Consider the following 14,541-nt stretch of genomic DNA (forward strand, 5'->3'; position numbering starts at 1 on the left):
ATCAGCCGAACGGCCGCCGCGCCTTCTCGAACGCCACCGCCCCCGTCAGCGTCTTGCCCAGCGCCTGGCGCCACCCCTTGAGCTTGGCCTTGCGCATGACCGGCGCCATGCGCGGCAAAAACTCCTGGTGAAAATCCCGCCGCGCCCCGAACCGGTCTGCCTCGGGCCAGAGCCCGGTCTTCCACGCCGTCAGCCACGCCGCCCCCAGCGCCGTCACCTCCGGCACCCGCGTGCAATCGACCGGCAGGTCCAGAATATCGGCCAGGAACTGCATGGTCCAATCCGAAGCCACCATGCCGCCATCGACGCGCAGCACCATGGCCTGCTCCAGCTTGAGATCGCGCCGCATCGCCTCGAACATGTCGCGCGATTGATACCCCACCGCCTCCAGCGCCGCCCGCACCAGCTCCGCCCGGCGACTATTGCGCGTCAGCCCCACCAGCGCCCCGCGCGCCTCATTGTCCCACCACGGCGCCCCGAGCCCCGAAAACGCCGGCACGAGATAAACCGCTTCATCAGGATCGGAAGCCGCCGCCAGGGCATCTGCCTCCGGCCAATCCCGAATAATCCCCAGATCATCGCGCAGCCATTGCAGCGCCCCGCCAATGGTGAAGATCACCCCCTCGAGCGCATAAGTGGTCTTGCCCCCAAGCCGATAGGCCACCGTCGTCAGCAGCCGGTGGCTGGATTTGACGCATGTGCTCCCGGTATTGAGGAGGGCAAAGCAGCTCGTCCCATAGGTCGATTTCGCCATGCCGGGCGCAAAACATCCCTGCCCGATCAGTGCCGCCTGCTGGTCCCCCACGACGCCATGGATGGGCACCGCCGCCCCGAGCACATCGGGATCGGTCAGCCCGAAATCATCGGCGCTATCGAGCACGCGCGGCAGCATGGAGTGCGGCACATCGAAGAGATCGACGAGGTCCTCATGCCAGTCGCCGGATTTGAGATCATAAAACAGCGTCCGGCTGGCATTGGTGGCATCGGTCGCATGCACCCTGCCCCCGGTCAGCCGCCAGATCAGCCAGCTATCCACCGTCCCAAAGGCCAATTCGCCCCGCCGCGCCCGCTGCCGCGCACCCTTCACATGGTCGAGGATCCATTTGACCTTGGGCGCCGAAAAATACGGCGCCAGCATCAACCCCGACCGGCGCCGCACCAATTTGCCCGCCTCCGGCCGCTTCTCGAGCAGGCGCTGGCACGTCTCTGTCGCCCTGATATCGCGCCACACGATCGCATTGTGGATCGCCTTGCCGGTCTTGCGATCCCAGACCACCGTCGTCTCGCGCTGATTGGTAATGCTGATCCCGGCGAGATCAGTTGCGCTAATCCCCGCCTTGCGCAGCGCCGTCTTGCTGGCCCAGAGACACGTGGCCCAGATTTCCTCGGGCACATGCTCCAGCATGCCGGGCGCGGGCTGGTGCTGGGTAAAATCCATGCGCCCCATGCCCACGATATTCTGCGCGGCATCGAAAATCACGGCGCGGCTCGACGTCGTGCCCTGGTCTATGACCAGAATATAGGCTCCCATGACGCCGCCCGCCCCTATACTTGCCCATTTCAAGTAGAGCGCCAAAAAACCACTTTGGGCAATCGCTTCATCTCGTGCAGAGCGCCGGGAAATGCTAGATTTGATCGCCCTTGCGAAAGCACACGTTCATGGTGAAGTCCGAGCGTCGTCTGGTTCCCATAGTCTCGGTCGATGTCGTCGGCTTCTCCCGGCTCGTCCAGCACGATGAGCCCAAGACGGTACGCCTCGTCCGCCAGACCTATGGCCACTTCACCAAGGACATTGCCGAACGCGGCGGCACCATCTTCAAGACCATGGGCGATGGCTTCCTCGCCGAGTTCAGCAGCGCCCTCACCGCGCTCGATTGGGTTGCCGACGCCCAGCGCGAATTGCACCAGCGCCAGATCAAGGCGCCGGGCGGGGAGATCCTGCAGGTGCGCGCCGGCATCGTCATGGCCGATGTGCTGGTGCATGGCGACGATCTCTTCGGCAATGGCGTCAATCTCGCCGTGCGCGTCCAAGGCGTTTCCCCGCCCGGCGGCATGGCCGTCACCAAATGGATGCACGCCTATCTCGGCGCAGAAACCGATCTTGCCTTCACCGATATCGGCCCGACGATCCTCAAAAACATCCCGCGCACCGTGCATCTCTATGTCTGGCACCCGAGCGGCGCGGCAAAAGCCCTGCCCAAGAAGGACGAGCAACCCATCGTCGCTCCGTCGAGCCGCCCTTCGGTCGTGGTCCTCCCCTTCGACAATCTTTCGGGCGAGGCCGACCAGGCCTATTTCGCCGATGCCGTGGTCGAAGAAATCACCGCCACCCTGGCGCGCATTCGCGATTTCTTCGTCATCGCCCGCAATTCCGCCTTTTCCTACAAGGGCCGCTCGCTCGACGTGCGCCAGGTCGGCCGCGAATTGGGCGTGCGCTATGCCGTGGAAGGCAGCGTGCGCCGCGTCGGCCACAAGGTGCGGATAACAGCCCAATTGGTCGAAACCGAAAGCGGCAACCACATCTGGTCCGACAAGGTCAATGGCACCGTAGAGGACCTCTTCGATCTACAGGACACCATGGCCGCTCTCGTCGCCAGCGCCATCCAGCCCTCCATCCGCCAGGCCGAAATCGAACGCGCCCTCTCAAAGCGCCCCGATACGCTCGCCGCCTACGATCTCGTCATGCGCGCCATGCCCCAGCTCTGGGCCCACCAGCCCTCCGCCAATCGCGAAGCCATCGTGCTTTTGCAGCAGGCACTGGCACTCGAACCCAATTACGGCCTCGCCGCCGCCCTTGTCGGTTGGGCCCATGGCCAGCAGATCGCCTACAATTGGACCGACGACATTCCGGGCGAGCGCGCCGAGGCCCAAAAGGCCATCGACCGTGCCTCGGAAACCGCCATCGGCAATCCCACCGCCATGGCGGCTCTCGCCTCCGCCATCATGCAGACCGGCGGCGATGTCGCCCGCGCTAAAGACCTTGCCGAGCGTGCCCTGGTGCTCGACCCCAACCACGCCTGGGCCTGGCTCAGAAAAGCCTTCGGCCTTGTCTATCTCGGCCAGCCCGACGAGGCGATCAAGGCGTTCCAGGCCTCGCTGCGCCTCAGCCCCATGGACCCCTTCGCCTTCAACATGCTGCTGGGCACGGCCCTCGCCCATTTCGCAGCCGGTCGCCCAGAGGAGGCTGTGGATTTTGCCAGCCGGGCCCTCGCCGAGCGCCCGAACCTCAATTGGCCGTTTCGCGATCTCGCGAGCTATTATGGGGCTTTGGGCGACCTGACCGCGGCTACCGCCGCCCTCGAAAAATTCCGTGCCGCCCGCCCCGGTATAGACCTCGCCACCATCCGCGACAGCCTGCGCTTCATGCACCCGGATTTGCTGGAAAAATATGTCGACGGCCTTGCCAGGGCCGGGCTGGAGGAAAAGGCGGAAGCGATCTCGCCATAAACGGAAGCGAGCCATTCCCACCCACCGGCTGTCACCCCGGCCTTGAGCCTGGGCCCATCCCGAGATCTCAAGATGGATCCCGCCCTTCGCCGTCCCTCCACCTCCCCCCGAGCGTATCGGCACCCCCTCCCATCCTCCCCCGTCAAGGGGGAGGTGCGATATCGAGTATGTGGCTGGATATTGCTGAAGCCACCGGCCCAGCACCCTCCCCCTTGCGGGGAGGGCTGGGGAGGGGGATGACGCGGCAGGATGCGGAGCCGTACGCGATAGCCCCCATGCTGGGGAGTGTTCGCTTGGGACGCATTTGGGGCGCTGAAGCTTCCAAAAACACCGGGCCTCCCTCGGGCTTGACCCGAGGGCCGGTGCGGGAGCCACGGCGCTTATGCTTGTAATGGTTGGCCCTCGGGTCAAGCCCGAGGGCAGCCCGGTGGATGGGATGGAAAGCTCCCAAAACCCACACTCCACCCTTTCATGGAGGGAGGCTGGGGAGCGATGCCCCCCACCCCCAACCCAAGTGACCTACCCCTCCGCCAGCAACTTCCGCAGCTTGGCCAAAGCCGTCGCGCTATCCTCGCGATAGGCGATGGTGCCCTCGAAATTTCCTTCCCTGTTGAGCAGGAAAATCGAAGCCGTATGGTCCATCGTATAGTCGCCGTCTTCGAGCGGCACCTTCTGGTAGTAGATCGCCCAGGCCTTTGCCGCCTTCTCGATCTCTTCCGGCGTGCCGGTCACCCCGGTGACATGCCCCGTCCAGGCGACATAATCGCCGATGATATCGGCCGTATCTCGCTCCGGATCGATCGTCACGAAATAGGCCTTGAGGTCCTTGGCCTCCTCGCCCAGCGCCTCGTACCACGAGGTCATTTCAGCGAGCGAGGTCGGGCACACTTCCGGGCAATGGGTAAAGCCGAAGAACAGCATGGAGGGCGCGCCGGCAAAACTCTGCCGGTCGAACGCTTCCCCACTCGCCGTCGTCAACTGATAGTCGCCATCGCCAAGGTTCTGCGTGAGGCTAGGGCGCGTCGCCGAATAGGTATAGAGCCCGACAGCGCCGAGCCCGGCCACCGCAACCAGCGTCCAGAGAACGGCACGCAGGAGCCCGAGATTACTCATGGCTCGCCTTGTCCCCATGTTCGCAACCGGCCGGCGCATCGGCGGAAGCCGCGCCCGCCACCAGATCCACGACCACCGTGCCGGCCTTTTCGAAGGTCAGCGTGACGGGAACGACATCGCCTTCCTTGATCGTGCCATTGAGGCCCATGAACATCAGGTGGAAGCCACCGGGCTCCAGGGCGACAGTTTCGCCGGCCGGGATTTCGAGCCCGTCCTTGAGCTGCCGCATCTTCATGACATCGCCTTCCATGGCCATTTCATGAATCTGGGCTTCCCTGGCGATATCGGTCGTGACCGAAACCAGCCGATCGGCTTCCGTGCCGGTATTGGTAATGGTGAAGAAGCCACCGCCCACAGGAGCATTGGGCAGCGTGGCGCGGGTGAATGCACCGCTGATTTCAAGCGCGCCAAGTTTTACAGCAGCCCCAGCATGCTCGGCGGTTTCCGTAGCATCATGGCTATGGCCCTCATGGGCAAAGACCGGCAGGGCGGGCGAAAAGGCAGCAAGAAAGGCCATGGCAATGGCGGAACGACGAAGCGTCATGTGATCCTCGAAGGAAACAGGAAGTGGCCGCAAGGCAGCCGGAAAAGCGAAAAACCGTGGATCAGGCGGTTTGAGGCGGGCCGCGCGGCTGCCCCGGATGCTCCATCGGCCTTGCTGGGCCCGCTTGAGCATTGGCTTCGAAGTGAACGGGATCGGCATTGCGCAGCAGCGGCGGCTGCGCCAGCGGCGGCAGCACGGCCACGAACTGGGATTTACCGACACCGGTCAGAGGGCATTTCGCCGCCGTCGGCGTGTCGCTGTCGCCGCGCCCGGGATTGGCCACCGACGTACAGACCGACCAGGAAACGCTGGATTCAAATCCGAGCCGCGCCAGTTCGCGCTGCAGCCCCGCCCCCTGGTGCAGCGGCGCCAGCAGCACGAGCATATAAAGCGCCAGAACCGCAATGGCGGCGCCCACTTCTCGTCCGATCTGGCGCATGCGATTGGGCATGACGTCTCCCCGATATGGGATTGCTGCTACGCCTTGCACGTTCAAGAAGCAAGGCACGCAGTGTCGCAGAGCCAAAATCCTAGCGCATGTCTCCCGAAAGTGGGTACCGGTTTCGGGAGACATGCGCAAAACCAGAGACCTAAAGCGCAGGAAGCGAACCTGAAGGATCGCGACGCGCTTTAGGCCGTTCGGGCAAGCTCTGCCTGATTGACATGGAACAGCGCCGCCACCACGTCCGATTGCGTCACCATGCCGGCCAGCGTGCCGGCCGCATCGACCACCGGCACATGATGGTGGCCGGTCTCGGCCATCACCTGCACCACCCGCGCGATCGGCGTCGTCACTGGAACAGAGCGTACGTCGCTCGTCATCACGTCCCGCACCTTGCCGCGCAGCGGCCGGTCCGAATTACCGATGGACCGCAGCCGCCAGCCCAGCCCGGACCCCGTCGCCGAGGGCCCCCAATCCGCCTTGTCCAAAAGATCGGTCTGCGTGACGATCCCCACCACGCGCCGCTCCGCATCCACCACCGGCAGCGCCTTGACGCCATTGGCGCGCAGCAATCTGAGCGCGATCCGCAGCGATGTGCCCGGCATGACGCTGGCCACCTTCTGCGACATCACCGCCGAAGCGACCACTCCGCCCGAACGCCGGTTGAACGCCAGCACTTCGGCCCGCTGCAACACCTCTTCGAGATCATCGGGATCGACCGGCACCACCTCATCGCGCTCGCGAATGGCCGTGGTGAGATCATCGATCGTCACCCCCAGCCCGCCCGAGCGTCCCGCCGAAGCGACAGGCACATGCACCTGCGCCCGGTGCGGATAGACCTTCCCCGTCAGCTTGTTATAGCCGACTGCCGCCACGAGCAGCGCGAACGATCCCGCCAGCACCGGCCAGAGCACGTAGAAAAATCCCAGATCATGAATGGCCGGTCCGCCCAGCACCGCCGTCAGCGCCACCGCCCCGCTCGGCGGATGCAGGCATTTGAAGGTCAGCAGCAAGCCGATGCTCACCCCCAGCGCCAGCGCTGCCGCCACGCTCTGGTCCGGCACCAGCATGGCCGCCACGACCCCCACCACCGCCGCAATCCCATTGCCCCCGATGATCGACCAGGGCTGTGCCAGGGGACTTGCCGGCACCGCAAAGAGCAAAACCGCCGAAGCTCCCAGCGGCGCAATCAGCAGCGGCGCCGCCGCGGCCGGCAAAGCCAGCCGCCCGATAATTCCGACCACCAGAATGCCAAGACACGCCCCCACGGCCGCGCGCAGGCGCTCAACCGGACTGACGGCGACAAGATGGGGCACGAGGCGGGAGAAGAAGGAGGGAATGGTCATGGCCCGCTTCCTAAGGCCAGAGCCCGCCTTCGCCAAGGCATGCCCAACCAAATGCATCGGCAAAACTAAAACGGCCTTCTTCTTTCACCAATCAGCCGCCGATGCGACGCTCAACGTTACCAGTCTGCTAACCAATAGACGTCCGAACCCGCTCTCAATCCCCACGCTTTGATCCCGAGCAAAGCACGGCCGAAACAATCGGCTAGCGTCTCCCAAAATTTCGCAAGGGCACCATCATGAGCGCGCCGATTGAAACATTGAACCGCCGCTACGCCGATCTGCTCGGCCTCTGCGACCAGCTCGAAGCGGTCGCAGACAGCTTGCCCAACAATGTCTCCGCCAGCCAATGCGGTCAGCTTACGATTGAAATCGTTGATCTTTTGGCCCTCACGCATCGCGAAGAAGAAACCATCCTGCTCCCCCTCCTCGCGGCCTCATCTCGCCCCGAACTGCGCCAGCTCGCCCGTCGCCTCCGCGAGGAACACGACTATGACGACGACGCCGTGATCGAAGTCCGCGAAACCCTTCTCGCCCTCGCCGCGCACCATCCCCTCCAGTCCGCCGACGCCACCGGCTACCTCCTCCGCTCCTTCTTCGAAAGCCTCCGCCGTCATGTCCGGGCCGACAAAGATCTCCTCGCCATCATCTCGAACCTTACGCCTTAGTCTTTGCCACATAAGGGAAATTTTCACCGTATTTAACAAAGGTCTCCCGCGACCACGCAGAAATGGCGGGGTCGGATAAACCAATTCGTCACTTCGCTGGTGCATATCTGAATGAATCAGAGGCAGCACCATGACGCTTTCGCCTTCTCCTGAGGGCCATTCCGTTTCTGCACAAATCGTCTGGGCCGCTGTGGTTCTGGCGATCTGCCTCGCTGTCGTCGCCGTCGTTTCGGTCTCCTGGGCCATGGGGCGTATCGATGACCGCGCCCTTGGCGAGCAAAGGCAAACCATTGAAGTTGCTCTATTTGAGGCCCGCGCCCGCCTCGCCGCCGACCAGGCCGCAACCACCGTTACGCTTGAAGAAGTTGCTTCCGAAACGGAAGAGCTCGACCGCCGCCTGACGACGGCACTCGGACACGACCGCGCCTATATCCTGGCGCCCGATGGCAAGGTCCTCCGTGCCTCGGTCGATGGCCACTATGCCGGCAAGATATTTACCCTCGCCGATTCCTTCGTCCTGCAACCGATCATCGACCGCCTGCGCCTGCGGATCGCCAGGGCCGCCTTCGACGACCCCAGCCTGCGCTCCAACGATGCCGCGGGCATCCTGGCGCTGAGAACGGTGGGATTTGCTGATAGCGGCCAAGGCTTTGTCAGCATTCGCCCCATGACGTCCCTCAGCGACGACGAGGCCATCGACGATCACCTGCTCATCTCGATCAAGCTGATCGACCAGACCATGTTGCACGATATCGGCAAGCAGTTCGGCATAGCCAATATCAGGCGCGTCGCCCATCCCAGCAGCGTCGGCTGGCTTCCGATACTCAATTGGGAAGGCGCTACGCTGACCTATCTCGCCTGGACGCCGGCCAAGCCGGCACAGGCCCTGCTGGGCGAGGCGGCGCCGGCCCTGATCACCATGCTGGCAATGGTGGGCGTCGCCATGGCCGCCCTGCTGGTCTGGCTGCGGCGAACCTCGCTCACCATGGAGGCGAGCCGTGCCCACGCCACCTATTTCGCCCTGCACGATCCCCTGACGGGCCTCGCCAATCGCGCCCTCTTCGAAACGCGCCTCAGGCAGGCGAAGGACTATGAATTCCTGGCTGAAACCAAGGTGTTGCTGATCTCGGTGGACATCGACCGCTTCAAGGAGATCAATGATTCATGGGGGCATGCCGCGGGCGATCAATTGCTCCGCGAAGTCGCCAAACGCCTGATGATCGAGATGCCCGAAGAGGCGACCGTCGCCCGCCTCGGCGGCGACGAATTCGCCATCATCCATCCTGGGATTCTGAGCGAGGGCCAGGCGCGCTGGATCTGCCAGCGGCTGGTCCAATATACTCGGACACCCCTGACCATCGGCAGCGAGCGGATCAATGTGACGCTGAGCCTGGGCGCCGCCCTCGAAAAGGGAGACGAGGTGACACCGGAGGAGATCCTGCGCCGCGCCGACGTTGCTCTCTATGCCGCAAAACTGGCCGGACGCGACGGCTTCGCGCTCTACAGCCCCGACATGGACCGCGAAAAGCGCGAGCGGCGCACGCTCGAAATCGAGTTGCGCAATGCTCTTCTGACCGGAGAAGGCCTGCATCTCCTCTACCAGCCCATCCATGGCAGCCTCAGCAGCAAGATCGCGGGGGCCGAAGCGCTGATCCGCTGGATGCATCCTACGCGGGGCCTGCTCTCCCCCGACCATTTCATCGCCCTCGCCGAAGAGTGCGACATCATCGATCAACTGGGCGAATGGGTTCTGCGCGAGGCATGCCGCTTCGCCGTGTCGTCCGACCTGCCCCGGATCGCCGTGAACGTCTCGCCGGTCCAGTTCCACAATGCCCGGCTTGCCGAGCGCATCCTGGCAATCCTCGTCGAAACAGGCCTGGCGCCGGACCGGCTGGAAGTGGAAATTACCGAAGGCGTCTTGCTGCAAAACTCCACCCAGACCCAGGAAATCCTCGCTACACTCCGACAGGCGGGCGTCAGCATAGCGCTCGATGATTTCGGCACGGGCTATGCATCGATCAGCTATCTGCGCAGCTATGCCGTAGACAAACTCAAGATCGACAAATCCTATTCTCAGCTCGTCGGTACCGATCCGGTTGTGGGCCATATCGTTCGCCTGATCGTCGAAACGGCGCGTGCTCTGGGCATGTCCGTTACGGCGGAAGGGGTCGAAAACCAGGACCAGCGCCGCAAGCTGACATCCATGGGCTGCACCTATCTCCAAGGCTATTTTTTTGCTCGCCCACTCTCGCCTGACGACATGCGGGACGCCTTCTCCCGGAACATGAAGACCGGCATCGACCAGAAGCTCGCCTGATCCCCTCGGGCTTCACGCAAAGGTCACGCGCAGCGCATAAGCGCTTTCCCCAAGGAAACACCATGTGGCTGGAGAGTCGGGTTGGGTTCCTTCGTCTCAGCATTATGTATAAAACGCAGCAGGTCGGGGAGCATCGCTATGCGCATCACCATGATAGGCAGTGGCTATGTCGGCCTCGTCAGCGGCGCCTGTTTTGCCGATTTCGGCCATGACGTCACCTGCGTCGATCTCAATGAACAAAAGATCGAAGCCCTCAAGGCCGGCAGAATTCCGATTTTCGAGCCCGGTCTCGAGGTGCTCGTCGCCGACAATGCCCGAGCCGGCCGCCTGACTTTTACCACCGATCTTGCCCCCGCCGTTGCCAATTCCGACGTCGTGTTCATTGCCGTGGGCACGCCGTCCCGCCGCGGCGATGGCCATGCCGACCTCTCCTATGTCTACGCCGCCGCCGCCGATATCGCCCGGGCCGTCAAAGGCTTTACGGTCATCGTCACAAAATCCACGGCGCCGGTCGGCACCGGCGACGAGGTGGAACGCATCATCCGCGAAACCAATCCGGCCGCAGACGTGGTGGTCGTGACCAATCCTGAATTCCTGCGCGAAGGCTCGGCCATCGAGGATTTCAAGCGGCCCGACCGCATTGTCGTCGGCCTCGAGGACGACCGCGCCCGCGAGGTGATGACCGACGTCTATCGCCCGCTCTATCTCAATCAGGCGCCGCTCATGTTCACCGGACGCCGCACCGCCGAGCTGATCAAATATGCCGGCAATGCCTTTCTCGCCATGAAGATCACCTTCATCAACGAGATCGCCGATCTCTGCGAACGCACCGGCGCCAATGTTCAGGACGTCGCCCGCGGCATCGGCATGGACAACCGAATCGGCGGCAAATTCCTCAATGCCGGCCCCGGCTATGGCGGCTCCTGCTTCCCCAAGGACACGCTGGCCCTCGTCAAGACCGGCCAGGATTTCGAGACGCCCCTGCGGCTCGTCGAAACCACCATCGAAGTCAACGACCGCCGCAAGCGCGCCATGGGCCGCAAGGTCATATCGGCCATGGGCGGCAATGTGCGCGGTAAAACCATCGGCATCCTGGGCCTGACTTTCAAACCCAATACCGACGACATGCGCGACGCCCCTTCGATCGCCATCATCCAATCGCTACAGGATGCCGGGGTCAGGATCCGCGCCTATGACCCCGAAGGCATGGAAGCGGCCAAGACGTTTCTGAGCGGCGTGGACTATGCCGCGGACGTCTACGACGCTGCATCCGGAGCCGACGCGCTGGTTCTGATCACCGAATGGAACGCCTTCCGCTCGCTCGACCTCAAGCGGATTGAACAGGCAATGGCCGGGAACGTGTTCATCGACCTGCGCAATGTCTATCGCCGCAAGGAAGTCGAGACGGCGGGCCTAAACTATGTCAGCATCGGCCGCCCGCAAGGCGCTACAGATACGGCGGCGCAAGCGGCAGAATAGACCGGACTAATACCGTATTTCATAAACTGTGGGGGCAGTATGAATTCGGGCAAGGTTGCTCTGATCACTGGCATTACCGGACAAGACGGTTCCTATCTCGCCGAATTTTTGCTGGAAAAGGGATATCGGGTCCACGGAATACAGCGTCGAGCCTCGCTCCCGAACGACCAACGCATTGGTCATCTCGTCGACGCGGAAACCTCCTCATCCGGCGTCACCCTGCACTATGGCGACCTTACGGATGGCTCGGGCCTGACGCGATTGGTCCGGGATATTGCGCCCGACGAGATCTACAATCTTGGGGCGCAATCGGACGTGAAGGTGTCGTTCGACGCGCCCGAATATACCGCCGATGTCGACGGCCTCGGCACCTTGCGGCTGCTGGAAGCAATCCGCCTGCTTGGGCTCGAGAACAAGACCCGCTTTTATCAGGCGTCCACCTCGGAGCTTTATGGTCTCGCCCAGGAGACGCCGCAGCGGGAAACGACGCCATTTTACCCGCGCTCGCCTTATGCCGTGGCCAAGCTTTTCGCCCACTGCACCACGATCAACTATCGCGAGGCCTATGGCATCTATGCCTGCAATGGCATTCTCTTCAATCACGAAAGCCCGCGTCGCGGCGAGACTTTTGCGACGCGCAAAATTACGCGTGGCCTCTGCAATATCGCGCTGGGATTGGAGCGCTGCCTCCATATGGGAAACATCGACGCGCTGCGTGACTGGGGCCATGCGAGGGACTATGTCCGCATGCAATGGCTGATGCTGCAGCAGGCGGTTCCAGAGGATTTCGTGATTGCCACCGGCAAGCAATATTCCGTCCGCGAATTCATTCGCTGGGCGGCTTCCGACCTCGGCATCACGCTGGAATTTTCCGGTTCCGGGACAAGCGAGATTGGGATAGTCGCGCATGTGGCAGGCGACAGGGCGTCCCAAGTTTCAGAGGGAGACGTGATCCTGCGCATCGACCCGCAATATTTTCGCCCGACCGAGGCCGACGCCCTGCTCGGCGATCCCACCAAAGCGCGGGAAAAGCTGGGTTGGGTTCCCGAGATCAGCGCCCGGGAAATGTGCCGTGAAATGGTCGAGGCCGACTACCGCGCTGCACTGCGCCATGTCTCGAACCAACCCAACCCTGCGCTCGTGCCAGCCTTGGGCCGATATTCCGCGCCGACCCAGCCGGAGTAACCGGCTTCGTCCAGGACCTTGAAGATATTGGCATAATTGATCTCGCCCGTACCCGGCTCGTGGCGGCCGGGATGATCGGCGATCTGGACATGGCCGATGCGGGACTGGAGGCGCTGGAACGTTGGGATCAGGTCGCCCTGAACGATCTGCATGTGGTAGAAATCGTATTGCAGATAGAGGTTCTCGTGGCCGACTGCGGCGGCGATGCGCTCGTAATCATCGGTGGAGTTGATCAGGAAGCCCGGCATGTCGCGGGTGTTGATTGGCTCTAGTAGGAGCATGATGCCTTCCGCGGCGAGGCGTGGGGCGGCGTAGCGGAGATTCTCGGCGAGCACGCTTTCGAGTTCAGCGCGGGCGACGCCAGCCGGGGCGATGCCGGCGAGGCAATTGACCTGGGTGCAGCCATTCGCCTTGGCATACTCGATGGCCTTGTCGACGCTTTCGCGGAATTCTGCGACGCGATCTGGATGGCAGGCGATGCCGCGCTCGCCGGCGGCCCAGTTTCCGGCGGGCAGGTTGAAAAGGGCCTGAGTGAGGCCGTGTTCTTGCAGGAGGTCCACCAGAACGGCTGTGGGCTGGTCGTAGGCGCCGACATATTCGACAGCCTTGAAGCCATCTGATGCTGCTGCCGCGAAGCGGTCGAGGAAGGGCAGCTCGGGGTAGAGCATCGAAATATTGGCCGAGAAACGCGGCATGTCTGGGGGCTCCGATGTGAGTGGGTAGTACCCACTCACTCAGATAGCCGAGTGCACGAACTTGGACTAGTTCAGCGCGTTCTTCACGATACGGCCACTGGCCATGATGATGGGCATGTTGGCGCCGTCGTCCTGTAAGAGGGAGATGTCCGAAAGCGGGTCGCCGTCGACCACGAGGAGATCGGCAAAGGCGCCTTCGGCGACGACACCCACCTGTCCCTCGAGGCGGCAGAGCTTGGCGCCGATGACGGTGGCGGAGCGGATGATTTCTTGTGGTGTGAGGACCCTGGCGAGGAGTTCGAATTCCATGCCATGGTATTTTCGCAGTTGCCCGAGGAGGTCGGAGCCAAAGGCCATGGGCAGGCCCGCATCGCGCATGATTTCGAGGGAGCGCAGTCCACCGCTGCGGACGACGTCGATCTTGGCGAATTCGGCTGCGCCGAGACCGAGCGCTTCGCCTTCGAGGGCGAGCGCATCATAGGCGACGAGGGTGGGGACGGCGATGCAGCCCTTCTCAGCCGCCTTTCTGGCGGTGTCGGGTTCGATCAGGTTGCAGTGTTCGAGCGAGTGCACGCCGAGTTCGACGCAGCGAGCGATAGACTTGTCGGTATAGACGTGGGCGGCGACATAGAGGCCGGCGTTTTCGGCCTCTTCGACCATGGCGCTGATTTCGTCGCGCGAATACTGGATGGAGTGGATCGGGTCATTGGGCGAGGAGACGCCGCCATTGGCCATGACCTTGATGAAGTTGGCGCCTTCCTTGATCATGGTGCGGCAGGCGGCGCGGACATTGTCGACGCCATCGACGATGAGGCCCATGGAGCCCAAGCGATCGGAGAAAAGGCCCGGACGATCATCGGTGCGCTGGCGCAGGTCGGCATGGCCGCCGGTGGTGGTGAGGCCCTTGCCGCAGATGATGAGGCGGGGGCCGGCGATAAGGCCCTCGTTAACCGCACGGACGAGGCCGTAATCGGCACCGCCGAGATCGCGCAGCGTGGTGAAACCGCGCTGTAGGGCTTCTTCCATAACCCGCGCGGAGCGCAGGGCGGCGAGGGAAGCAGGGGCGATCATATTGGCCCAAAGGTCGAGGGTTTCGGCGACGACATGGACGTGGCAATCGACGAGGCCGGGCATGATGGTCTTGCCGGCGAGGTCGATCACTTCCACGCCTTCGGGCCGCGCAAGGCCGGTGCCGATGGCGGCGATGCGCTGGTTGGTGACCAGCACGTCGAGACCCTGCCGCAGGATGCCGGCTTCGGCGTCGAGAACATTGCCGCCGGTGAAAAGATAGGACGTGGTCATGAAAGC

The 14,541-nt window shown here is 63.1% G+C and carries 12 protein-coding genes; 5 read left to right on the forward strand and 7 right to left on the reverse strand.

Features of this window, described 5'->3' with window-relative positions:
* Position 1: 1 nt before the first annotated feature.
* Positions 2-1,531, reverse strand: a complete 1,530-nt coding sequence (gene glpK, locus JP75_RS01715; RefSeq protein WP_051960115.1) for a glycerol kinase GlpK — start codon at positions 1,529-1,531, stop codon at positions 2-4.
* A 128-nt stretch (positions 1,532-1,659) separates the two neighbouring features.
* On the opposite strand from glpK, the gene JP75_RS01720 reads away from it, so the two are divergent.
* Positions 1,660-3,447: an adenylate/guanylate cyclase domain-containing protein gene (locus JP75_RS01720; RefSeq protein ID WP_035078170.1), complete on the forward strand. Its 1,788-nt coding sequence runs from the start codon at positions 1,660-1,662 to the stop codon at positions 3,445-3,447.
* A 519-nt stretch (positions 3,448-3,966) separates the two neighbouring features.
* Here JP75_RS01720 and JP75_RS01725 read toward each other — a convergent pair.
* From JP75_RS01725 to JP75_RS01740, 4 genes are all read right to left on the reverse strand, one after another.
* Positions 3,967-4,560 (reverse strand): SCO family protein, encoded by a 594-nt coding sequence (locus JP75_RS01725; RefSeq protein WP_051960117.1) that lies wholly within the window; start codon positions 4,558-4,560, stop codon positions 3,967-3,969.
* Positions 4,553-5,104: a copper chaperone PCu(A)C gene (locus JP75_RS01730; protein ID WP_051960119.1), complete on the reverse strand. Its 552-nt coding sequence runs from the start codon at positions 5,102-5,104 to the stop codon at positions 4,553-4,555. The genes JP75_RS01725 and JP75_RS01730 overlap by 8 nt, the downstream gene beginning before the upstream one ends.
* Positions 5,105-5,165: 61 nt before the next feature.
* A complete protein-coding gene (locus tag JP75_RS01735; protein WP_035078179.1) occupies positions 5,166-5,555 on the reverse strand; it encodes a hypothetical protein in 390 nt (129 codons plus the stop codon).
* Between the two features lie 179 nt (positions 5,556-5,734).
* A complete protein-coding gene (locus JP75_RS01740) occupies positions 5,735-6,892 on the reverse strand; it encodes an HPP family protein (protein ID WP_084587376.1) in 1,158 nt (385 codons plus the stop codon).
* A 236-nt stretch (positions 6,893-7,128) separates the two neighbouring features.
* Here JP75_RS01740 and JP75_RS01745 point away from each other — a divergent pair, with 236 nt between their 5' ends.
* The 4 genes from JP75_RS01745 (at position 7,129) to gmd (ending at position 12,538) form a co-directional block, all read left to right on the forward strand.
* Positions 7,129-7,557, forward strand: a complete 429-nt coding sequence (locus tag JP75_RS01745; protein ID WP_051960121.1) for a hemerythrin domain-containing protein — start codon at positions 7,129-7,131, stop codon at positions 7,555-7,557.
* Positions 7,558-7,687: 130 nt separating this feature from the next.
* Entirely contained in the window at positions 7,688-9,874 is a 2,187-nt protein-coding gene (locus tag JP75_RS01750; RefSeq protein WP_051960123.1) for a putative bifunctional diguanylate cyclase/phosphodiesterase, read from the forward strand.
* A 138-nt stretch (positions 9,875-10,012) separates the two neighbouring features.
* Positions 10,013-11,353, forward strand: coding sequence for a UDP-glucose dehydrogenase family protein (locus JP75_RS01755; protein ID WP_035078180.1), 1,341 nt, complete (start codon positions 10,013-10,015; stop codon positions 11,351-11,353).
* A gap of 39 nt (positions 11,354-11,392) precedes the next feature.
* On the forward strand, positions 11,393-12,538 hold the full coding sequence (gmd, locus tag JP75_RS01760; RefSeq protein WP_051960125.1) for a GDP-mannose 4,6-dehydratase: 1,146 nt from the start codon (positions 11,393-11,395) through the stop codon (positions 12,536-12,538).
* On the opposite strand, the gene otnI is transcribed toward gmd, so the two are convergent.
* Together otnI and JP75_RS01770 are read right to left on the reverse strand one after the other, a co-directional pair.
* Positions 12,445-13,233, reverse strand: coding sequence for a hydroxypyruvate isomerase (gene otnI / locus JP75_RS01765; protein WP_035078181.1), 789 nt, complete (start codon positions 13,231-13,233; stop codon positions 12,445-12,447). The two genes, gmd and otnI, sit on opposite strands and share 94 nt — an antisense overlap.
* A gap of 66 nt (positions 13,234-13,299) precedes the next feature.
* On the reverse strand, positions 13,300-14,535 hold the full coding sequence (locus tag JP75_RS01770; RefSeq protein WP_035078183.1) for a metal-dependent hydrolase family protein: 1,236 nt from the start codon (positions 14,533-14,535) through the stop codon (positions 13,300-13,302).
* Between the last annotated feature and the right edge of the window lie 6 nt (positions 14,536-14,541).

This window comes from Devosia riboflavina (assembly GCF_000743575.1).
GTDB classification, from domain to species: domain Bacteria; phylum Pseudomonadota; class Alphaproteobacteria; order Rhizobiales; family Devosiaceae; genus Devosia; species Devosia riboflavina.